The organism is Leifsonia sp. GW821-FHT13C09 (genome assembly GCF_058806435.1).
Genome location: NZ_JBXAPS010000001.1, coordinates 1,626,063 through 1,646,492, shown reverse-complemented (window position 1 = coordinate 1,646,492; position 20,430 = coordinate 1,626,063). Strand labels below are relative to the sequence as shown.

22 protein-coding genes and 1 tRNA gene are annotated in these 20,430 nt (G+C 72.1%); 14 read left to right on the top strand and 9 right to left on the bottom strand.

Annotation, left to right across the window (positions count from 1 at the left end; genetic code table 11):
- Nucleotides 1-358 precede the first annotated feature (358 nt).
- Together AC1ROW_RS07970 and AC1ROW_RS07965 are read right to left on the bottom strand one after the other, a co-directional pair.
- Nucleotides 359-895, bottom strand: a complete 537-nt coding sequence (locus tag AC1ROW_RS07970) for a hypothetical protein (RefSeq protein WP_493018289.1) — start codon at nucleotides 893-895, stop codon at nucleotides 359-361.
- Nucleotides 892-2,439 (bottom strand): PspC domain-containing protein, encoded by a 1,548-nt coding sequence (locus tag AC1ROW_RS07965; RefSeq protein WP_493018288.1) that lies wholly within the window; start codon nucleotides 2,437-2,439, stop codon nucleotides 892-894. The genes AC1ROW_RS07970 and AC1ROW_RS07965 overlap by 4 nt, the downstream gene beginning before the upstream one ends.
- Before the next feature lie 115 nt (nucleotides 2,440-2,554).
- On the opposite strand from AC1ROW_RS07965, the gene AC1ROW_RS07960 reads away from it, so the two are divergent.
- The 8 genes from AC1ROW_RS07960 to AC1ROW_RS07925 all read left to right on the top strand — a co-directional run bounded on the left by AC1ROW_RS07960 (nucleotide 2,555) and on the right by AC1ROW_RS07925 (nucleotide 7,925).
- Entirely contained in the window at nucleotides 2,555-3,775 is a 1,221-nt protein-coding gene (locus AC1ROW_RS07960; protein WP_493018287.1) for an ATP-binding protein, read from the top strand.
- Between the two features lie 4 nt (nucleotides 3,776-3,779).
- A complete protein-coding gene (locus tag AC1ROW_RS07955; protein ID WP_493018286.1) occupies nucleotides 3,780-4,451 on the top strand; it encodes a LuxR C-terminal-related transcriptional regulator in 672 nt (223 codons plus the stop codon).
- 143 nt (nucleotides 4,452-4,594) lie between these two features.
- A tRNA-Trp gene (locus AC1ROW_RS07950) sits at nucleotides 4,595-4,667 on the top strand.
- A 43-nt stretch (nucleotides 4,668-4,710) separates the two neighbouring features.
- Nucleotides 4,711-4,983 carry a preprotein translocase subunit SecE gene (secE, locus tag AC1ROW_RS07945; RefSeq protein WP_493018285.1) on the top strand — a complete coding sequence of 91 codons (273 nt, stop codon included), beginning with the start codon at nucleotides 4,711-4,713 and terminating at the stop codon, nucleotides 4,981-4,983.
- Nucleotides 4,984-5,037: 54 nt separating this feature from the next.
- Nucleotides 5,038-5,958, top strand: coding sequence for a transcription termination/antitermination protein NusG (nusG, locus tag AC1ROW_RS07940; protein WP_493018284.1), 921 nt, complete (start codon nucleotides 5,038-5,040; stop codon nucleotides 5,956-5,958).
- Nucleotides 5,959-6,080: 122 nt separating this feature from the next.
- Nucleotides 6,081-6,512, top strand: a complete 432-nt coding sequence (gene rplK, locus AC1ROW_RS07935; RefSeq protein WP_185278482.1) for a 50S ribosomal protein L11 — start codon at nucleotides 6,081-6,083, stop codon at nucleotides 6,510-6,512.
- 79 nt (nucleotides 6,513-6,591) lie between these two features.
- On the top strand, nucleotides 6,592-7,281 hold the full coding sequence (gene rplA, locus AC1ROW_RS07930) for a 50S ribosomal protein L1 (protein ID WP_185278481.1): 690 nt from the start codon (nucleotides 6,592-6,594) through the stop codon (nucleotides 7,279-7,281).
- A 92-nt stretch (nucleotides 7,282-7,373) separates the two neighbouring features.
- On the top strand, nucleotides 7,374-7,925 hold the full coding sequence (locus AC1ROW_RS07925; RefSeq protein ID WP_493018283.1) for a GNAT family N-acetyltransferase: 552 nt from the start codon (nucleotides 7,374-7,376) through the stop codon (nucleotides 7,923-7,925).
- On the opposite strand, the gene AC1ROW_RS07920 is transcribed toward AC1ROW_RS07925, so the two are convergent.
- Complete coding sequence (locus AC1ROW_RS07920) at nucleotides 7,906-8,877, bottom strand: NADP-dependent oxidoreductase (protein WP_493018282.1); 972 nt, start codon at nucleotides 8,875-8,877, stop codon at nucleotides 7,906-7,908. The genes AC1ROW_RS07925 and AC1ROW_RS07920 overlap by 20 nt on opposite strands.
- Before the next feature lie 223 nt (nucleotides 8,878-9,100).
- Here AC1ROW_RS07920 and AC1ROW_RS07915 point away from each other — a divergent pair, with 223 nt between their 5' ends.
- On the top strand, nucleotides 9,101-9,859 hold the full coding sequence (locus tag AC1ROW_RS07915) for a DUF998 domain-containing protein (protein WP_493018281.1): 759 nt from the start codon (nucleotides 9,101-9,103) through the stop codon (nucleotides 9,857-9,859).
- Here AC1ROW_RS07915 and AC1ROW_RS07910 read toward each other — a convergent pair.
- The 5 genes from AC1ROW_RS07910 to AC1ROW_RS07890 form a co-directional block, all read right to left on the bottom strand.
- Complete coding sequence (locus AC1ROW_RS07910) at nucleotides 9,838-10,569, bottom strand: YqaJ viral recombinase family protein (RefSeq protein ID WP_493018280.1); 732 nt, start codon at nucleotides 10,567-10,569, stop codon at nucleotides 9,838-9,840. The two genes, AC1ROW_RS07915 and AC1ROW_RS07910, sit on opposite strands and share 22 nt — an antisense overlap.
- 35 nt (nucleotides 10,570-10,604) lie before the next feature.
- A complete protein-coding gene (locus AC1ROW_RS07905; RefSeq protein WP_493018279.1) occupies nucleotides 10,605-11,639 on the bottom strand; it encodes a Gfo/Idh/MocA family protein in 1,035 nt (344 codons plus the stop codon).
- Between the two features lie 80 nt (nucleotides 11,640-11,719).
- A complete protein-coding gene (locus AC1ROW_RS07900) occupies nucleotides 11,720-12,466 on the bottom strand; it encodes a ThuA domain-containing protein (protein WP_493018278.1) in 747 nt (248 codons plus the stop codon).
- A gap of 2 nt (nucleotides 12,467-12,468) precedes the next feature.
- Nucleotides 12,469-13,629: a Gfo/Idh/MocA family protein gene (locus tag AC1ROW_RS07895; RefSeq protein ID WP_493018277.1), complete on the bottom strand. Its 1,161-nt coding sequence runs from the start codon at nucleotides 13,627-13,629 to the stop codon at nucleotides 12,469-12,471.
- 106 nt (nucleotides 13,630-13,735) lie between these two features.
- Complete coding sequence (locus AC1ROW_RS07890) at nucleotides 13,736-14,917, bottom strand: ROK family transcriptional regulator (RefSeq protein WP_493018276.1); 1,182 nt, start codon at nucleotides 14,915-14,917, stop codon at nucleotides 13,736-13,738.
- A 169-nt stretch (nucleotides 14,918-15,086) separates the two neighbouring features.
- On the opposite strand from AC1ROW_RS07890, the gene AC1ROW_RS07885 reads away from it, so the two are divergent.
- The 5 genes from AC1ROW_RS07885 to AC1ROW_RS07865 are packed head-to-tail and all read left to right on the top strand — an operon-like array spanning nucleotide 15,087 to nucleotide 19,730.
- On the top strand, nucleotides 15,087-15,812 hold the full coding sequence (locus AC1ROW_RS07885; RefSeq protein WP_493018379.1) for a sugar phosphate isomerase/epimerase family protein: 726 nt from the start codon (nucleotides 15,087-15,089) through the stop codon (nucleotides 15,810-15,812).
- Complete coding sequence (locus AC1ROW_RS07880) at nucleotides 15,809-16,909, top strand: Gfo/Idh/MocA family protein (RefSeq protein WP_493018275.1); 1,101 nt, start codon at nucleotides 15,809-15,811, stop codon at nucleotides 16,907-16,909. The genes AC1ROW_RS07885 and AC1ROW_RS07880 overlap by 4 nt, the downstream gene beginning before the upstream one ends.
- 48 nt (nucleotides 16,910-16,957) lie before the next feature.
- Nucleotides 16,958-18,085 (top strand): Gfo/Idh/MocA family protein, encoded by a 1,128-nt coding sequence (locus AC1ROW_RS07875; protein WP_493018274.1) that lies wholly within the window; start codon nucleotides 16,958-16,960, stop codon nucleotides 18,083-18,085.
- Entirely contained in the window at nucleotides 18,085-19,113 is a 1,029-nt protein-coding gene (locus AC1ROW_RS07870) for a sugar phosphate isomerase/epimerase family protein (protein ID WP_493018273.1), read from the top strand. The genes AC1ROW_RS07875 and AC1ROW_RS07870 overlap by 1 nt, the downstream gene beginning before the upstream one ends.
- 29 nt (nucleotides 19,114-19,142) lie before the next feature.
- On the top strand, nucleotides 19,143-19,730 hold the full coding sequence (locus AC1ROW_RS07865; protein WP_493018272.1) for a pentapeptide repeat-containing protein: 588 nt from the start codon (nucleotides 19,143-19,145) through the stop codon (nucleotides 19,728-19,730).
- A gap of 6 nt (nucleotides 19,731-19,736) precedes the next feature.
- On the opposite strand, the gene AC1ROW_RS07860 is transcribed toward AC1ROW_RS07865, so the two are convergent.
- Nucleotides 19,737-20,408: an ABC transporter ATP-binding protein gene (locus tag AC1ROW_RS07860; RefSeq protein ID WP_493018271.1), complete on the bottom strand. Its 672-nt coding sequence runs from the start codon at nucleotides 20,406-20,408 to the stop codon at nucleotides 19,737-19,739.
- Between the last annotated feature and the right edge of the window lie 22 nt (nucleotides 20,409-20,430).

Here is a 20,430-nt window from a genome sequence, read left to right as displayed (position 1 = left end):
GCGGGACGCCCGCGGCTGTCCACCACCCATAGTCACCGGACGCGGCGCGTCCGCGGCGCGCCCGCAGAGCGCGGACGGGTGCGCTCACTCCGAGGGAATCGCGCGTATCAGGAGCGACAGGTGAGCGCTCAGGTGATCCTGGCGGAAGGCCGCCGCGTGATTCCGCGGCCGGCGTCGGATCGGGCACTCCGCGTCCGCCTAACTGGAGTCCTGCGGTCGCCGCTTCCGGTACGGGTACCCGAAAGCCGCGCCGCCCCTGGGTGGGTCGGACGTCGCTGTTTCCCATTGAGCGACGGCATCCACCCGAAGGCGCCGGCCTGCTCATTCGGGTTGAGCGGCCGGCGCCTTCCTTCGGCGGTCAGACCCGTCGGCGGTTGCGCTGGGCCGCGCCGACGGCACCGAGCAGCGCGGAGACGACGATGACCAGCCCCACCACCGCCACCCAGACCGCGACCGCCCCGCCGGGAGAGAGCGTCGCGAGCCACACCGTCACGCCGGCGAGGCGCACGGGCGAGGAGACGACCACCAGGACGGAGGCGGCGAGCACGATGAGGAGGGCTCCCCAGACGATCCCGCCCCACCGCACCGGAGGCGGACCGGAGGGCGCCGGGCGCGTCGCGAACGTGTAGGCCGAAGCGGACAGCCAGGGCTCGGCGGGCGTGGCGGGCGGCTCCGCGGCCGGGAGCGGGGTCGTCGGCGTGGTTGCGGAGGCGATCGGGGTCGGCTGGATCGGAGTCGGCTGGATCGGAGTGGTCGGGGCCGTCGCTGTATCCGACGCGGCGGGGATCACCAGGGTGTCCGCCTCGTTGGGCTCGGGAGCGGTCGGCGTCGGCTCGCGGAGCTCGTCGTTCGGCTGGTCGGCGTTCGTGGGCATCTCGTTCTCGCTCTCGTTCACTGCTGGACTCGCTCGACGCGGACCGCGTCGAGCTGCGCGACGCGGACGATGGCGTCAGGGCGCCCGCCCGGCCCCACCACGATGTCCGTGGAGCAGCCGCCGAACGGCTCGGGGTCGCAGTGGTGCACCTGCTCGCCGCCCGCAGGGTCCGTCACCGTCACCGCGGAGGCCGTCGCGGCCTCCAGCCGGACCGTGGCGTCCACGGGGACGACCACCGTGGTCGGGCCCGGTCCCTTGGCGAGGTTCACCACCGGGGTGCCTGAGGCCGTCACGGCCTTCGTGAGGTCGATCGTCGTGTCCCCGACGGCCTGGAGGTAGTTCGCGCTCCCGGTCGGCGTCGCCGAGAGCGTGCTCCCGGCCGTGACGCTCGCGTTCAGGCGGACCGCCGGGGAGGTCGGCAGCAGCGCGGCCAGGACGGTGAGCGTCGCGAGCAGGATGCCGAGGAAGATCAGGAAGCCGCTGCGGCGGCGGGCGATCCCCGCGATGAGGACGGTGATCCCGAACACCAGTGTGGCGGCGGCGAGGGCGGCCGTCAGAGCGTAACCGGGCAGGCCGGTGAGCGGCCCCCACAGCGCGCCCGCGACGGCGCCGGCGACCAGCGCCAGGCCGACCGACAGCCAGCCGATCGCGGCTCCGACCCGGGGGTTCGCGGCGCGGTAGGCCGCCCGCCGGGACTCCGCCTCGGCGTTCGCCGCGGCCGCCTGCGCGCGGAGCTGGGCCGAGCGCTGCGCCTTCACCGTGCGCATGTCCTCCGCGAGGCGCTGCTTCCACTGGTCGTGCTCGGCCTTCCACTGCGCCTGTCTGGCACGCCAGTCGTCCACCTCCTGTGTGCTCGCGCCGGCGCCGGGCGCGGGCGGCGCGGTCGGCTCGGTGACCGTGGCGACGGTCGGCGTCGCGGGGATGGCGGAGTCTGTGGAGGCGGCGGCGTTCGTGGTGGCGGCGGCTGCGGCGGCCGGTGAGCCCGCATCAGGCGCGGGCGCCTGTCCGGCCGTCGCACCGCCCGCACTCCCGGTCCAGGACCGACGATCCGCCTGGCGCCCGGCGAAGACGATCAGCGTCGTCGCGGCGGCGAGGACGATCAGCGTCCAGACGATCCGTCCGACCTCGTCGCCCCAGCCCGGGGAGCGACCGAACCACCAGACCCCGTCCGACCAGGGCAGCAGCGAGAGCACGACGAGCACGCCGATCGCGACCATCGGAGGCTCGAACTCGCCCTCGAAGAGCCGCTGCAGGTGGATGCGGCCGTCGCGGTCCGGCAGCAGCGCCCAGGCGATGGCGTAGAACAGGATGGCGGGCGCGCCGAGCAGCGCGGCGACGACCAGGATGCCGCGGACGATCAGGGGATCGATCCCGATCCGGTACGCGATGCCTGCGCACACTCCGCCGATCCAGCCGTCGGTGCGCGTGACGCCGAGGCTGCGCATCCAGTCGAAGAAGCGTGTGCCGCGGCCGGAGAGACCGGTCTGCGGGCCGCCGTACGGGGCCTGCCGGCCGCCGGCGGCGGCGCCGCCTGACGGGGGAGGAGTCGTGCTGTCGTTCACCATGCCTCGATCGTGGCCTGCGGCGGCGCCCGGTCGCTATCGGGGGACACCCTGACCGCACCCTGATTCCCGCCGTTCGCGCTGTGCGGGAGGGACCGGTTCTGCTTGGATTCCAGGTATGGCCTCCAACCCGGCGACCCGCTCCAGCGCGGCGTCCCCAGGGCGCATCCCGCGCCCTCCGCTCGCGCGCCCGCGGGAGTGCCTGGTCGGTGGGGTGAGCGTGGCGCTGGCGGACCACCTCGGCTGGCCCGTCGTCGCCGTGCGCTGGATCTTCGTCGGCACGGCCCTGATCGGCGGCGCGGGCGTGCTGTTCTATCTGTGGCTCTGGGCGTTGACCCCGCTGCGCGCGGCGACCCCGGAGGATCCGGACGAGCGGGTCACCCGCCGCGTGAACGTGCCGCGGGTGCTGGCCGGCATGGGCGCCGCCGCGGGGGTCGCCGCCGTCGTGATGGTCGCCGCGGACGCGCAGGGCTCCGCGTTCGGCGCCGTCCTCACGTCGGTTCTGCTGCTGGTCGCCGCCGTGATCTGGGATCAGCTCGTGGACGATCAGAGCCTCGCCGCGTCCCCGCTCTCGCCGACGACGTTCCGGCTGGCCGCTGGCGGGTTCCTGGTCGCGCTGGCCCTCGTCCTCAGCGGGATGCAGGCGGGGCGCTCGTCGGGATACCTGTGGCTCGCCATCATCGGCGCCACCTTCGCGGGCGCTGCCGTCCTGGTCGCGCCGTGGGCGCTGCGGCTCTGGCGCGAACTGATCGCCGAGCGGACGGCGCGGGTCCGCGAGGAGCAGCGCGCGGAGATGGCCGCGCACCTCCACGACTCGGTGCTGCAGACGCTCGCGCTCATCCAGAATCGCGCGGGCGCCTCCAGCGAGGTCGGCCGGATCGCGCGCGCCCAGGAGCGCGAGCTGCGCGACTGGCTCTACGCAGAGGGCGCGGACGGCGGGGCGCCCGAGGCCTCCGACCTCGCCACGGAGCTCCGGGAGGTCGCCGCGGCGCTGGAGGTCGACCACGCCGTCCACTTCGACGTCGTCAGCGTGGGCGAGCCCGTCCTCCGTGCCCCCGCCGAGCTGGCGGCCGCCGCCCGGGAGGCGATGCTCAACGCGGCCAGGCACGCCGGCGGCGACGTCTCCGTGTACGTCGAGTCCGGCGCGGGCACGGCCGACGTGTTCGTCCGCGACCGCGGACCCGGCTTCGACATCGCCGCGCTGCCGGAGGGCCGGCTGGGCGTGCGCGAGTCGATCGTCGGCCGGATGCGCCGCGCGGGAGGCCACGCCACGGTCACCTCGCGCGAGACCGGGACCGAGATCCACCTGACCGTCGAACTGCCAGCAGAGCGAGAATGAGACCATGACCGACGCCACCGCACCGCGCCCGATCACGGTCGTGATCGTCGACGACCACTCGATCTTCCGGTCCGGGCTGCGCGCCGACCTCGACGACCGCCTCCAGGTCGTGGCGGAGGCGCAGGACGTCGACGGCGCCGTGGAGGCGATCCTCCGCACGCAACCCGACGTGGTGCTCCTCGACGTGCATCTGCCGGGCGGCGCGGGCGGCGGCGGCGCAGAGGTGCTCCGGCGCACCGCCGCCGAGCACCAGCGCACGCGCTTCCTCGCGCTCAGCGTGTCGGACGCGGCAGAGGACGTCGTCGGCGTGATCCGCGGCGGAGCCCGCGGCTACCTCACCAAGGGCAGCTCGGGGCGCCAGGTGAGCGACGCGGTGGTGGCCGTCGCCGGCGGCGACGCGGTGTTCTCGCCGAAGCTCGCGGGCTTCGTGCTCGACGCGTTCGGCGCGGCGGCGGGCGAGCAGGCCGAGAGCACCGACGAGCTCGACCGGCTCTCGGCACGCGAGCGGGAGGTCATGCGGCTGATCGCACGCGGCTACGCGTACAAGGAGGTCGCCGCGGAGCTGTTCATCTCGGTCAAGACCGTCGAGACGCACGTCTCGGCCGTGCTCCGCAAGCTCCAGCTCTCGTCGCGGCACGAGCTCACGGCGTGGGCGCTGGAGCGCAAGCTCCTCTGAGCCGAGACGCCGCGCACGGGGCCGGGGCGTTTTTGCGAGGGGCTGTGGCGTCCCGTACACTTGGGTGCGGTGGTTGAATCCGCCAAGCTTTTCTGCGCCTATTTTCGCGAATGCCAGGAGGGTCTTCCGGGTTCACGATCCCTAGGGCGGTAGCTCAATTGGCAGAGCAGCGGTCTCCAAAACCGCAGGTTGCAGGTTCGATTCCTGTCCGCCCTGCAAACCGGCATCCCGGATGCCGGTCCACGAAAGGTGTAACGAGGTGGCCCGAAAGGTAATCGACGAGCCGAGCGAGGAAGTCGTCGCCAACGCCAAGAAGGATCGCGCCGCGAGGCGCAACCCCTTCGCGCGGATCGCCCTGTTCATCCGGCAGGTCATCGGCGAACTCAAGAAGGTCGTCACGCCGACGCGCAAGGAGCTCCTGAGCTACACCGGCGTCGTGCTCGTCTTCGTGGTCATCATGATGGCGATCGTGTCCCTGCTCGACTGGGTGTTCGGTCTCGGCGTGGTGTGGGTCTTCGGAAATCCGAAGTAACCCGCTCATCCCGACCGGCCGCACGGCCATACCGACAGAAATGGAATGAATTCAGTGTCTGAGACGAACCGCGACGACGTCGACTGGGCGACCGCTGCCGAGCAGTCCTCCGAAGACGACGAGGCGCAGACGGGCAACGTCCTGGAGCGCGACGAGGAGTCGTCCGACCCCGCCGAGCACGAGGCGCTGCACATCGTCGCCGAGGACGGCACCGAGATTGACCTGGACGCGGTCCTCGACGCGATGGCCGAGGCCGTCGACCCCGAGGCCGACCGCGCCGTCGATGAGGCCCTCGAGGTCGACTCCGCCGAGGAGGCCGAGGCCGCCCAGGAGGCCGTGGAGGACGAGGACGAGGCCGCCACCGACCCGTACGAGGAGTTCCGCGCCGAGCTGCGCGCCAAGTTCGGCAAGTGGTACGTCATCCACTCCTATGCCGGCTTCGAGCGCCGCGTGAAGTCCAACATCGAGAACCGCATGGTCTCCATGAACATGGAGGACTTCATCTTCGAGGTCCAGGTCCCGATGGAGGACGTGGTCGAGATCAAGAACGGCCAGCGCAAGATGGTCAACCGCGTGCGCATCCCCGGCTACGTGCTGGTGCGCATGGACCTCAACGAGGACAGCTGGTCGGTCGTCCGCCACACCCCGGGCGTCACCGGCTTCGTGGGCAACGCCCACAACCCGACCCCGCTGCGGTTCGAAGAGGCCTTCTCGATGCTCAAGAGCCTCGTGCAGGTCGAGCAGGCCCCGGCCAAGGGCGCCGCGAAGGGCCAGAAGTCCGCCGCGCGCGTCATCCCGGCCGAGGTCGACTTCGAGATCGGCGAGACCATCACCATCAAGGAGGGCTCGTTCGCGGGTCTGCCTGGCTCGATCAGCGAGATCAAGCCGGAGAGCGGCAAGCTCACCGTGCTCGTGTCGCTCTTCGAGCGCGAGACCCCGGTCGAGCTCAGCTTCGACCAGGTCACGAAGCTCTGACGGGAATCTTTCAGGGCATCCCCTAGTTTTCACATCACACCGGGTCTCGGAAGGGCCGAGAAACCGGGAGAGCGACGCGAGTCCCAGACCCGCGTGCTCGAATACACAAAGAAGGAAGAGACATGGCACCGAAGAAGAAGGTCACCGGTCTGATCAAGCTTCAGATCAAGGCCGGCGCCGCCAACCCGGCCCCGCCGATCGGCCCGGCCCTGGGTCAGCACGGCGTGAACATCATGGAGTTCTGCAAGGCGTACAACGCGGCCACCGAGGCGCAGCGCGGCAACGTCATCCCGGTGGAGATCACCGTCTACGAGGACCGTTCGTTCACGTTCATCCTCAAGACCCCGCCGGCCGCAGAGCTGATCAAGAAGGCCGCGGGCGTCCCCAAGGGCTCCGGCGTGCCGCACACCACCAAGGTCGGCAAGCTGACCAAGGACCAGGTGCGCGAGATCGCCGAGCAGAAGATGGTCGACCTCAACGCCAACGACATTGACGCGGCGTCGAAGATCATCGCAGGCACCGCCCGTTCGATGGGCATCACGGTCGAGGCGTAAGCCCGACCTCCCCGTCACCCAGACATCACCGTGGCAGAGCCGGCCAGGCTCGCACCACATTCTCGTTAGGAGAAATCTCATGGCACAGAAGTCCAAGGCCTACCGGGCCGCGGCCGACAAGATCGAGGCCGGCAAGTTCTACACCCCCACCGAGGCGGTCACCCTCGCGAAGGAGACCGGTTCCGCCAAGTTCAACTCGACCGTCGAGGTCGCGCTGAAGCTCGGTGTGGACCCGCGCAAGGCGGACCAGATGGTCCGCGGTACCGTCATTCTTCCTCACGGTACCGGCAAGACCGCGCGCGTCATCGTGTTCGCGACCGGCCCGGCCGCTGAGGCCGCTATCGCCGCGGGCGCCGACGAGGTCGGCGGCTCCGACCTGATCGAGAAGGTCGCCGGCGGGTACACCGACTTCGACTCGGCCGTCTCCACCCCGGAGCTCATGGGCCAGGTCGGCCGTCTCGGCAAGGTGCTCGGCCCGCGCGGCCTGATGCCGAACCCGAAGACCGGCACGGTCACCCCGGATGTCGCGAAGGCCGTCTCCGACATCAAGGGCGGAAAGATCGAGTTCCGCGTCGACAAGCACGCCAACGTCCACTTTGTGGTCGGCAAGGCGGGCTTCACCGCCGAGCAGCTCGACGAGAACATCAAGGCCGCCCTCGACGAGGTCGTCCGTCTCAAGCCGTCCGCTGCGAAGGGCCGCTACATCCAGAAGGGCGCCGTGTCGACCACGTTCGGCCCGGGCATCCCGCTGGACGTCAACGCGATCTGATCGCATCGTTCCCTCGACGGGCCGGCACCGCGCACGCGGTGACCGGCCCGTCGTCGTCTCCTCTGTGGAGGGGGGATGGCTACGCTGAGGGGATGACCGTCGTGATCCGTCCCGCGACCGCCGCCGACGCGGAGGCCCTCGCGGCCGTCGCCGCCGTGACCTTCCCGCTCGCGTGTCCGCCGCACACCACCGACGAGGCCAAGGCCGCCTTCATCGCGGCCGTGCTGTCGGCGGAGCGGTTCGGCGAATACACGGTCGACCCGGCGCGGCGGGTGCTCGTGGCGGAGGATGCCGGCGGTGCGGTCATCGGCTATACGATGGTGAACCTCGGCGAGCCGGCCGACGCGGACGTGTCGGCCGCGGTGCGGGTGCGCCCGACCGCCGAGCTCAGCAAGTGCTACGTCCTCCCCGGCCATCACGGCGAGGGTGTCGCGGGCCGGCTGATGGAGGCCAGCCTGGCGGTCGCCGCGCAGGCCGGGGCCGCGGGGATCTGGCTCGGCGTCAACGAGGAGAACGCGCGCGCCCAGAACTTCTACGGCAAGCACGGCTTCGAGCGGGTCGGCTCCAAGCGCTTCCTCGTCGGGGACCGGCTGGAGGACGACTGGGTGATGGAGCGCGAGCTGGTCAGCCTTCCGCGACCTTGAGCACGATCGCCCCCTTCGTGTGCTCGTGCTCGAGCGCCCGGTGGGCCTCCGCGATCTCGTCCAGCGGGAAGATCCGGTCGACGTGCACGCGCACGCTCCCGGTCTCCAGGAGGCGCGCGATGACGGCGAGGGTGCTTCCGTCCGGCGCGCCCGTGTAGCCGGTCGCCCGCACCCCCGCGGCGTCGGCGGCCTCGGCCAGCCCGGGGTCGACGCCGGCCGGGACGTGCAGTACCAGCAGGCCGCCGGGCCGGATCAGGGCGAGGGCACGGGTGGCCCGCTCCAGGTCCGGGGCGGGGCCGATGACGACGTCGACGGTGTCGCCGAGCCCGGTGGGGTCGTAGCCCGTGGCAGCCTCGTCCACCACTTCGGCGGCGCCCAGCGAGCGCAGCCAGGCGTGGTCGGCGTTCGGCGTCGTGGCGATCACGTGGGCGCCGAAGTAGGCGGCGAACTGGATCGCGAAGTGCCCGACGGCGCCGGTGCCCGCGTGCACCAGCACCCGCTGGCCCTCGTGCGCCTTGGCCAGTTCCACCACCATGCCCCACGCCGTGAGCGCGGCGTGCGGCGCCGCGGCCGCCTCGATGTGCGAGAGCGTCGCGGGCTTGCGGACCAGGCTCACGCTCGGCACGGACACGTACTCCGCGTAGCTGCCGCCGAAGCGGGGGACCATCACCATCCCGAAGACCTCGTCGCCCGGGCGGAGCGGGTGCGCGGCGAAGGGCGACTCCACGACCACCCCGCTGAAGTCATGGCCGAGCACGGCCGGGAAGCTGTGGATGGCGCCGAACACGCCATCGCCTGACCGCGTGGAGGCGTCGAGCGGGTTGACGCCCGCCGCGACGACCTTGACCAGGAACTCGGCGTTCACCCGGTCCGGCGTCGGGGCCTCGCCGATCCGGAGGGCGGCCGGATCGCCCGCGGCGTCGAGCAGCGCAGCGCGCATGGTGTTCGGCATTCGTGATCCCCTCGTCGCCACGCCGCGGACGGTGCGGCTGCTCCCAGTCAAACGCGCGGAAGGCTCACGGGTGTTTCGGGCCGGTGACCGCGTGTGAACAGTCTGTTTCCCGTTCCGCTCCGGCCGTTCACCGATCCGTTCAGAAAGGCCGTGCCCGGCTCAGGACGTTCGCAGGGATGCTCCGGATAGAATCCCTCGACCCGAGTCATCCCGAGGAGCCCCTGTGCGACGACTGCTGCGTATCGTGCGCCAGCCGTTCGCCCTGCCCGTGCTCGCCGGCGGTTGGCAGCGGGCGATCCCCGTACTGCTGGCGATCGGGACCGTGTGCGTCCTCAGCGGCTTGACGATCATCTGGGCCGCCCGGCTCACCGTGCCGTACCCGGTCTACGTGAGCGAGCTCGGCGCGGTCGGCGCTCCCACGGCGTTCCCGTTCGAGGTCGCGCTGCTGCTCATCGCGGCGGGCGGCTTCTCCGTCGCGTTGGCGAGCGGGCACGTCCGGTCGTCGGTGCGTGCGCTGGACCGGTGGGCTCCCGCCGCCAGCCTCGGGTTCGCGGCGCTGTGCTTCGTCCTGGCCTCCCAGGTCACCTGCACCGCGTATTGCCCGGTTCCGCTGGTCGATCCGGCGTCGACCGTGCAGGATCTCGTGCACACGGTCTCCGCGGTGGTCGGTTTCGCCGCGGCGTGCTTCGCGATGCTCCAGGTCGCGTTCGCCTCCGGCCTCCCGCGGGTCGCGCGCGTCTCGCTGGTGAGCTGTGTCGCGGTCGCCCTCATCACGATCGTGGGCGGACTGCTCGCACTGGTGCAGGTCGCGACGGACGTCGGCGCGTGGCTGGAGCTCGTCGGCACCACCGTCGCCATCGCGTGGATGGCGGCCTACGCGCTCGCGCTGACGCGGTCGCCCGCCGGCGACCGCACGGTGTCGGCGGACACAGGGCAGACCGCGGAGGCGGACCCGACCGATCAGGAGGCGATCGTCGGCTGAACCCGGGCGACCGGCCGGGCCGTCGCCTCCCGCAGCAGGTCGATCAGGTCGCCGGCCAGCGCCACGAGCCGGGCGATCTCCCGGTCGTCGCGGTCGACCCACTGGCACTGCGGCTCGTCGTGGATCGGCACGAAACGGTCGTGCTGCTCCCACACGAAGAGCGTCCGCTCGGCGCCGAGGACGTACTGCTGCCACCAGATCTGGCGGAGGTAGTGCCGCGGGATGCTGTTGAACGGCTTGTTCGTGGTCTTGATCTCGGCGAGCTCGATCCGGCCGCCGGTGCGCAGGATCAGGCCGTCCGGCGTCGCCAGGTGTCTCCGGTCGCGCTCGGCGTGGAAGAGCAGGTCGGACGGCTGGATGCCGTGGGTGGCGGCGACCCAGGCGGCGATCTCGGGCTCCCGGCTGCGGCCGTGCTGGGTGAAGACGTTTCCGGAGAACCCGGAGCCGTTCAGCTTGTCGTGGACCGCCGCGCGGAGCGACTGCGGGGTGGTCAGCTTCGCGACGTCCGTCGCCGTGATCCCGCGGCTGCGGGCGCGGAGCCAGCCGACGCGATCGCTGGACGACGCGACGACCCGGGCCAGGTGCCCGGTCGCGCCCGGCACGGCCGGCACGACGGGACGGGGCGCCGGGGCCGAGGAGGCCGGCCCGAGGTCCGCCAGCACGCCCGGCCGGTAGAGGTCGGCGGTGCGGGTGGCGGAGCGGTCGAACACTCGTCCATTCTGCCTCGGCTCGGGCGCGAGCGCTGTCAGCCCACGCCCGCGGCGCCGAGCTGGCGGCGTGCCTCGTCGATCGTGGCGAGCGTGGACACCGCCTCGTCCAGCGAGTGCAGCGGCGACTCGGTGCGGCCCTCGGCGACGTACCGGGCGAGCGCGGCCGCTTCGTACGACATCCCCTGCCGGTAGGGCCGGCCGTACGGGTCGCGCCACTCCGCCGCGACGCGGCCGTCGGGACCGACCACGCGCAGTCCGCTCGGCCCCCAGAACGGGCTGTCGAGCTCGATCCTGCCCTCCGTGCCGCAGATGGTCGCGAGCGAGGGCGTGCCGGCGCGCAGGCCCGTGCTGAGCAGCGCCTGGCCGCCGCGGGCGGAGCTCAGGATCAGCGCGACCTGCTCGTCCACGCCGGTCGGGGCGATCGTCCCGGTCGCGATGATCCCGGCGGGAGCGCCGAGCGCGAACGACGCCCACGACACCACGTAGACCCCGAGGTCGAGGAGGGCGCCGCCGGCGAGCGCGGGATCCCACAGTCGCCCGGCCGGGTCGAAGGGCGGGTTGCCGCCGAAGTCGGCGGTGACCACGCGCACCTCGCCGAGCGCTCCGGCCTCGAGGAGCTGGCGGACGATGTCGGTCTGCGGCAGGTAGCGGGTCCACATCGCCTCCATCGCGAAGACCCCGGCCTCTCGCGCCGCCGCGGCGATGCGCCTGGCCTGGTCGGCCGTCGCGGCGAGCGGCTTCTCCACCAGGACGTGCTTGCCCGCCGCGATCGCGAGGAGGGCGTGCTCCAGGTGCTCGCTGTGCGGCGTCGCCACGTAGACGACGTCCACCCCCGGGTCGGCGACAAGCGCCTCGTAGGAGTCGTACGCGCGCTCGACACCGTGCGCGGCGGCGAACGCGGCGGCCCGCTCGGCCGAGCGCGAGCCGCAGGCGACCATCCGCTGCGTCGTGTGCGCGTGCAACGCGTCCGTGAAGTCGCCCGCGATCACGCCCGGCCCGATCACGCCCCAGCGCAGCGCCGGCGCGTCCGCCGGGTCCGAAAAACGCGGCGAAGGAAGCTCATTCGACATGGCACCAGTCTGCCCTGCGAACTGGCAGGACACGCCGCCTCCTCCGGTGCGGAGGCGGCGTGTCCTGTCAGGTGGATGGGTCAGACCGGCTGCGGGTTGGAGACCTCGGGGGCCTGGCGGGCGCCGGGCACGGGCGCTGCCCAGCGCACGCCGTTCGCGAGGACGCGGCGCACCTGCGGGTGGAAGTACACCGGGTACTCCTGGTCGCCGGGCGAGAAGTAGAAGATCTTGCCGCGGCCGCGGGTGAACGTCACGCCGGAGCGGAACACCTCCCCACCGGTGAACGAGCTGATGAACACCAGGTCGTCCGGCGTCGGGATGTCGAAGAACTCCCCGTACATCTCCTGCGCCTCGATCACGATCGGCTGGTCGACGCCCTGGGCGATCGGGTGCGCGGGGTTCACGTTCCAGACGAGCTCGCGCTCACCGCCCTCCGGGTTGCGCCAGCGCAGCGAGCAGGTGGTGCCGAGCATGCGGATGAAGATCTTCGAGAAGTGCCCGGAGTGCAGCACGATCAGGCCCATGCCGCCGAGCACGTGCTGCCGGACGCGCTCCACGACCTCGTCGGAGACCTGGTCGTGGGCGATGTGGCCCCACCACAGCAGCACGTCGGTCTCGGCGAGCTGCTGCTCGCTCAGGCCGTGCTCGGGGTCGGCGAGGGTCGCCGTGCGCACGACGACCTCCTCGCCGAGCAGCTCGGTGAGGCCGGCGGCGATGGCGCCGTGGATGCCCTCGGGGTAGATCGCGGCGATCTCGGGCTGGGTGGTCTCGTGGACGCCCTCGTTCCAGACGGTGACGCGCAACGGGGAAGTGGGCAGTGCGGTCATGGTCAGGCCTCCTGGGTCTCGGTGGTGGTGTCGGTGGCGGTCTCTGCCGTGCTCTGGGCGGTGTCGAGCCCCGCCGTCGCCGGGCTCAGGCGCACCTCGGCGCCGATGCGGGCCGACTCGTACGCCGCGTCGATGACGCGGGCGCGGTCGAGGGCGAGCGAGCCGTCCCAGTGCGACCAGTTCGCCTGGTCGGCGACGTGCTCCAGGAACGTCTCGACCACGGCGAGGTGGCCACGGCCAGGGTCGGCCTTCACCGCGACGTCCTCGACCTCCTCGCCCTCGCCGGTGAAGATGGTCAGCTCGCCGGCGGGTGCGTAATCCACGACCCGCAGGTCGGCGCCGCCCTCGGTGCCGTAGAGCGTGATGCCGAACTCGTCGCCGGCCGGACGGTAGGCCGCCCAGCTCGTCTCGAGCACGATCGAGCCGCCGCCCTCCAGGCGCAGCAGCAGGCTGGCCAGGTCCTCCACCTCGTAGGCGGAGCCGACGTGCTGCTTGTCGCTCTTCGCGCCGCCGCGGCCGCGCGCGCCGAGCTCGGAGTGGGTGACGGCGGAGACGGCGGTGACCCGCGGCTCGCCGAACAGGTGCAGCGCATAGTCGAGCACGTGCACGCCGATGTCGATCAGCGGTCCGCCGCCGGCCATCTCGCGGTTGGTGAACCAGCTGCCGAGCGCCGGGATGCCCGCCCGGCGCAGCCAGATCGCCCGCGCGTGGTACGGCCGCCCGATCTGGCCGGCGTCGATCGCGGCCTTCAGCGCCTCGATGTCGCCGCGGCGGCGGTGGTTGAAGGCGACCTCCAGCACGCGGCCGGAGCGGTGCGCGGCGTCCACCATCGTCTGCGCCTCGTCGGCGGTGCGGGCGATCGGCTTCTCGCTGAGCACGTGGATGCCGGCCTCCAGCGCTCCGACGGCGATCGGGGCGTGCAGGAAGGTGGGCACGGCGACGCTCACGACGTCGAGGTCGCCGTCGGCGACGAGGTCGCGCCAGTCGCTGTAGCGGCGGGTCACGCCGTACTTCTCGCCGAGCTCGGCCCGGGGGCCGTCCTCCATTCCGGCGATGGCGACGAGCTCGACGCCGGGGAGGTCGGAGTAGGCGGCCATGTGCTGCTGGCCGGCCCAGCCGAGGCCGACGACGCCGGCGCGGAGCGGGGTGGATGCGGTGGTCACTGCGTTCCTTTCACGGGGTTGTGGTGGGGCGGTTCGTTCTGGCGTGCCGGGATCGAATCGATTCGACCTTCCCGGGGCGCGGAGGTGGACGGTGGACGGTGGGGGCTCAGCGGGGGAGCGGAGGGGCGGCGACGCCGAGGGTGGCCTGGATGACCATGGTGGCCGCCCCGATGGCGCCGCCGGTCTCGCCGGAGCGGGACTGGGTGATGGTGAGATGCTGGGTCGCGAGCGGGGTCGAGCGCTGGTAGACGACCTCCCGCACCCCGGCGAGGAGCTGTTCCCCGACCCGGGAGAGGCTGCCGCCGACGACGACGAGCGAGGGGTTCAGGAGGTTGACGCAGGTCGCGAGCACCTCGCCGAGGTCGCGTCCCGCCTGGCGGATGGCCTGCAGCACCTCGGCGTTGCCGGTCCGGGCGAGCGCCACGACGTCATCGCTGGTCTCGGCCGGGATGCCCGCCGCGGTGAGCGCCCGCGCGATCGCGGGGCCGCTCGCGAGGGCCTCCAGGTCGGCGTCCCGCGCGCCGTGGCTCGGGGTCTCGCTGGTGAAGGGCACCCGCACGTGGCCGAGGTCGCCGGCCGAGCCCTGCGCGCCGCGCTGCAAGCGGCCTCCGCTGATGATGCCCGCGCCGATACCGGTGGCGACCTTGACGAAGAGGAGCTCGGACTGGTCGGGCCACGCGAGGGCGTGCTCCCCGAGGGCCAGGAGGTTCACGTCGTTGTCGACCAGCACGGGCACGTCGAACACCCGGCGCACGTAGGCCGGGATGTCGAAGCGGTCCCAGCCGGGCATGATCGGCGGGTTGACCGGGAGGCCTGTCGAGTGCTCGACCGGTCCGGGGACACCCACGCCCACGCCGACCAGGTCGCCGAGGGGGCGTCCGGTCGCGGCGTACAGGCGCTCGGCGGTCTCCAGCGCCCAGTCGAGCACGGCCTCCGGGCCGTCGGAGATGCGGAGCCGGCGCGACTCGCTGCTCGTGATCGTGCCGGCGAGGTCGGCGAGCGCGACGACACCGTGCGTGGCGCCGAGGTCGACCCCAAGCACGACCCGCGAGTCGGGATTGAACCGGATGCGGGCGGGCGGGCGGCCGCCGGTCGAGACGTCGTCGCCGGCCGGGGCGACGAGGCCGGACTCGGTGAGCGAGTCGATGCGCACCGCGATGGTCGAGCGGGCGAGGCCGGTCAGCTCGGCGAGCTGCGCGCGGGTGCGCGGAACGCCGTCGCGCAGGATCGCCAGCAGGTCCGAGGCGTCAGCGGCGACGATGCCGGACTCCCGGACACTGTCGGTCATGCACGTATTGAACCACAGGGCTGGTCGCCGGTCCAAAGCCCGCCGATCACGAGGCGACTTTTGATTGACAATCGACAGAAGTCTCGCTTGAATGGATCCCGGCGCCGTCTCGTGCGCCGACACCCCAGCGAACTCGACGAGGAGAACAGTGTCGACGTCAAAACTCTCCGTGCAGCTCTATACGGTCCGTGAGCTTCTGACCGAGGACACGGTCGGGACCCTTCGCCGCATCGCGGACATCGGCTTCACCCAGGTCGAGCCCTTCGGCTTCCTGGACTTCGCGGACGGCCTCCGCCAGGGCTTCGCCGAGACCGGCCTGACCGCGCCCACCACGCACCAGGGCTTCATCGGCCGCGACGACCTGGACACCGTGTTCGCCGCCGCCGCCGACCTCGGCATCCAGACGGTCATCGACCCGCACGTGCCGGCCGAGCGCTGGCAGACCGCCGCGGACGTGGAGGCCACGGCCGCCGCCCTCAACGCCGCCGCCCAGGTCGCCGCCAAGCACGGCGTCCGCGTCGGCTACCACAACCACGCCCACGAGCTCGAGAGCACCATCGAGGGCGTCACCGCGCTCGAGTACTTCGCGAGCAAGCTCGCGCCAGAGGTCGTCCTCGAGGTCGACACCTACTGGGTGATCGTCGGCGGCAAGGACCCGGTCGAGCTGCTCACGAAGCTCGGCGACCGCGTCGTCGCCCTCCACATCAAGGACGGCCCCGGCACCACCGAGACCAAGGACCAGGTCGCCGTCGGCCAGGGCACCGTGCCCGTCGCCGCCATCATCGCGGCCGCTCCGGACGCGCTCCGCGTCATCGAGCTGGACGACTCCCGCGGCGACCGCTTCCAGGCCGTCGCCGACAGCTACGCCTTCCTCACCACCGAGGCCTTCGCGTGACCGGCACGGGCCGCGTCGGCGTCGGCCTCATCGGCGCCGGCGTCATCAGCAACCAGTACCTCGAGAACCTCACCGCGTTCCCGGACCTCGACGTGCGCTTCGTCGCCGATATCGACCTGGAGCGCGCGAAGGCCCAGGCCGAGAAGTACGGCGTCCCGGGCTCGGGCACCGTCGAGGAGCTGCTGGCGGACGACGCGATCGAGATCGTCGTCAACCTGACCATCCCCAAGGTGCACGTGGAGGTGGCGCTGCAGGCGCTCGCCGCCGGCAAGCACGTGTGGAGCGAGAAGCCGTTCGCGCTCGACCGCACCAGCGGTCAGCAGCTTCTGGAGGCCGCCCACGAGAAGGGCCTGCGCGTCGCCACGGCGCCCGACACCTTCCTGGGCGCCGGTATCCAGTCGTCCCGCCGCCTGGTCGAGAGCGGCGCCATCGGCGCACCGCTGACCGCGCTGACCCTGATGCAGAGCGCCGGTCCGGAGTCGTGGCACCCCAACCCCGACTTCCTGTTCCAGGAGGGCGCCGGACCGCTGTTCGACATCGGTCCGTACTACCTCACGGCGCTGGTGCAGCTCTTCGGCCCCGTCAAGCGGGTGTCCGCCGTCGCGTCGAAGGCGAAGGAGTCGCGCGTCATCGGCTCCGGCCCGCGGGCCGGCGAGTCGTTCGCGGTCACCGTGCCGACCCACGTCAGCGCCCTCTACGAGTTCGAGAGCGGCCAGACCGCGCAGTCGATCTTCAGCTTCGACTCCAAGCTCGGCCGCACGCAGTTCGAGGTCGCCGGCCTCGAGGCGACCCTCGTCGTCCCGGACCCGAACACCTTCGAGGGCGACCTCCTGGTGCACGGCGCCGACGGCGTCGAGACGCTGCCGTCGACCGGCACCACGAGCAGCCGCGGCATCGGCGTCGTCGAGCTGGCGCGGGCCATCCGCGCCGGCGTGCCGGAGCGCGCCTCGGGCGAGCAGGCCTTCCACGTCCTCGACATCATGGTCGCGACCATCGAGGCCGGCGAGTCCGGAACCCCGGTGGACGTGAAGAGCACCGTCGAAGTCGCTCCCGCGCTGCCGGAGGACTGGGACCCGCGCGCGGCGACCCTGGCCTGACGTGCCGGATCGCCAAACGATGCGGGATCGACGGACGAACGGAGCAGTGTGAGCAGCGAGTCGGGTGGACTGAGCCGGCGGGACGAGAGCGCGGCCGGAGCGCGGCTGCGCGTCGCGATCGTCGGCGGCGGATTCATGGCGGAGGTGCACTCGCGCGCGGCGCGGGCCGCGCGCGCCGAACTGGCGGGCATCGTCTCGTCCTCCCCGGAGCGCTCGGCCACCGCGGCCGAGCGCCTCGGGATCGGCCGGGCGTACGACTCGCTGGAGGAGGTGCTCGCCGACGACACGATCGACGTCGTCCACGTGACCACGCCGAACGCGCTGCACGCCGCGCAGGCCGCCGCGGTGCTGGCCTCCGGCAAGGACGTCGTCTGCGAGAAGCCGCTCGCTACGACGGTCGGCGACGCGGAGGCGCTGGTCGCCGCCGCGGCGGGGCGCACCGCGACCGTGCCGTTCGTCTACCGCTTCCACCCGCTGGTCCGGGAGGCCAGGGCGCGCTTCGCGTCCGGCGACGCCGGCCAGGTGCTCACCGTGAACGCCTCCTACCTCCAGGACTGGCTGCTGGCCTCCGGTGACGACAACTGGCGCGTCGACTCGGAGCAGGGCGGCCGCTCGCGCGCGTTCGCCGACATCGGCTCGCACCTGGTCGACCTCGTGGAGTTCGTCAGCGGCGATCGGGTCGCGCGCCTCTCCGCCACGAAGCGCACGGTGTTCGCCGAGCGCGCCTCCCACGCGGGCATCACCACGGAGGACGCCGCCGCGGTCGTCATCGAGACCGTGTCGGGAGCGATCGGCACTCTGCTCGTGTCACAGGTCGCCCCCGGCCGCAAGAACCGGCTGTGGCTGGAGATCGCGGGCAGCGCCGAGAGCGTGGCCTTCGACCAGGAGCAGCCGGAGACGCTCTGGATCGGCCGCCGCTCGGGCAGCCTCCTGATCCCGCGCGACGCCGACCAGCTCAGCGCCGACGCCGCGCGGCTCTGCGTGGTGCCTTCCGGGCATCCGCAGGGCTACCAGGACGCGTTCAACGCGTTCGTCGCCGACAGCTACGCCGCGGTCGCGGGGGAGACCCCCGACGGCCTGCCGCGTTTCGAGGACGGCCTGCGCGCCGTCCGGATCACCGACGCCGTGATCGACTCGGCCGAGTCGGGCACCTGGATCGAGATGGAGACCAACTGATGACTGATGTCGAGTCGGGCCGCACGCACCCGGTCACCCTGTTCACCGGCCAGTGGGCCGACCTCACGCTGGAGGAGGTCGCGAAGCACGCCTCCGAATGGGGTTACGACGGCCTGGAGATCGCCTGCTCGGGCGAGCACCTCGACGTCTGGCGCGCCGCGGAGGACGACGCCTACCTCCAGGGGCGCCTCGACATCCTCGACAAGTACGGACTGAAGGTCTGGGCGATCTCCAACCACCTCAAGGGGCAGGCGGTCTGCGACGACCCGATCGACTTCCGCCACCAGGCGATCGTCGGCTCGAAGGTCTGGGGCGACGGCGACCCGGAGGGCGTCCGCCAGCGCGCCGCGGAGGAGCTGAAGCTCACCGCGAAGGTCGCCCGCAAGCTCGGCGTGGACACCGTCGTCGGCTTCACCGGCTCCAGCATCTGGCCGTACGTCGCGCAGTTCCCGCCGGTGCCCGCGTCCGTCATCGACGCCGGCTACCAGGACTTCGCCGACCGCTGGAACCCCATCCTCGACGTGTTCGACGGCGAGGGCGTGCGGTTCGCGCACGAGGTGCACCCGTCGGAGATCGCGTACGACTACTGGACCAGCGTCCGCTCGCTGGAGGCGATCGACCACCGCGAGGCGTTCGGCTTCAACTGGGACCCGTCGCACATGATGTGGCAGGACATCGACCCGGTCGGCTTCATCGTGGACTTCAAGGACCGCATCTACCACGTCGACTGCAAGGACACCCGCCTGCGCCCGAAGAACGGCCGCGCCGGAGTGCTCGGCTCGCACCTGCCCTGGGGCGAACCGCGCCGCGGCTGGGACTTCGTCTCGACCGGGCACGGGGACGTGCCGTGGGAGGACTCCTTCCGCGCGCTGGAGTCGATCGGCTACACCGGCCCCATCTCGGTCGAGTGGGAGGACGCCGGGATGGACCGCCTGCACGGCGCCGCCGAGGCGGTCGGATTCATCCGCTCGCTGCTGTGGAAGCTGCCGACGGCGTCGTTCGACGCGGCGTTCAGCAACCAGGACTGAGGTCGGGGCCTCCCGGTAGGCTCGCGTTCGTGGACATCATCCGGGGCGAGGACTGGTACGGCCGCGACCTCGACGGGCTCGAGTTCGACGGCGTCGAGTTCATCGACGTGGACCTGACCGAGGTCCGCTCGACGGGAGCGACGTTCACCGCGTGCACGTTCCGCTCGGTGCGGTTCAACGTCAGCGAGCACACCGACAGCGCCTTCGTGAACTGCACGTTCGTCGGCTGCAACTTCTTCGACGCGACGTTCCTGCGGTGCAAGGTCACCGGCAGCAGCTTCAGCGGCTGCGAGTTCCCGCTCCTGAAGGTGGAGGGCGGCAACTGGTCGTTCGTGGACCTCGGCCGCGCCGAGCTGCGCGGCGTCCAGTTCACGGGCGTCAAGCTCCGGGAGGCCGACCTCAGCCGGGCGCGCTGCGGCGAGGCGGTGTTCGCCGGGTGCGACCTGTCGGCGGCGGTGCTCACCGGCGCCGACTTCTTCGCGGCGAACCTGGTCGGCAGCGACCTGACCGGCGTGGACCCGGCCGAGGTCGGCCTCCGCGGCGCCACCATCGACGAGCGCCAGGCCGTCCTCCTCGCGGAGGCCGCTGGCATGACGGTGGTCGCGACCCCGACCTGACGGGCGCTACGCGACCTCCTTCACCTGGCCGTGCGCGATGTGGAGGCGGCGCTGGGCGCGCGTGGCCACGGCGGTGTCGTGCGTCACGACGACGACCGTCAGGCCGCGGTCGCGCCACAGGCCCTCGAGGAGGTCCATGATCTCGTCGCGGGTCTCCTCGTCCAGGTTGCCGGTGGGCTCGTCGGCCAGCAGCACCTCCGGGTCCTTCACCAGCGCGCGGGCGATCGCGACGCGCTGCTGCTGCCCGCCCGAGAGCTCGGACGGGAGGTGGCTGCCGCGGTCGGCGAGACCGACGGAGGCGAGCGCTTCGGCCGCGCGGCGCTTGCGCTCCTCCGTGCTGACCTTGAGCGGCGCGAGCGCCGTCTCCACGTTCTCCTGAGCCGTCAGCGTCGGGATCAGGTTGAAGCCCTGGAAGACGAAGCCGATCTCGGTGGCCCGGAGGCCGGTGAGGGTGCCGTCGCCCAGCTTCGACAGGCTGGCCGACCCGAGCTCCACCGAGCCGGAGGTGGGCCGGTCGAGCGCGCCCAGCATCTGCAGCAGGGTGGACTTGCCGCCGCCGGTCGGGCCCTGGATGGCGACGAGCTGGCCGTCCGGGATCTCCAGGGTGACATCGTCGAGGGCGACGACCTCGCGCTTGGACTGGCGGTACTTCTTGGTGACGTTCGTAAGGGTGTACACGAGACTCCTTCAGGTCGTGGTC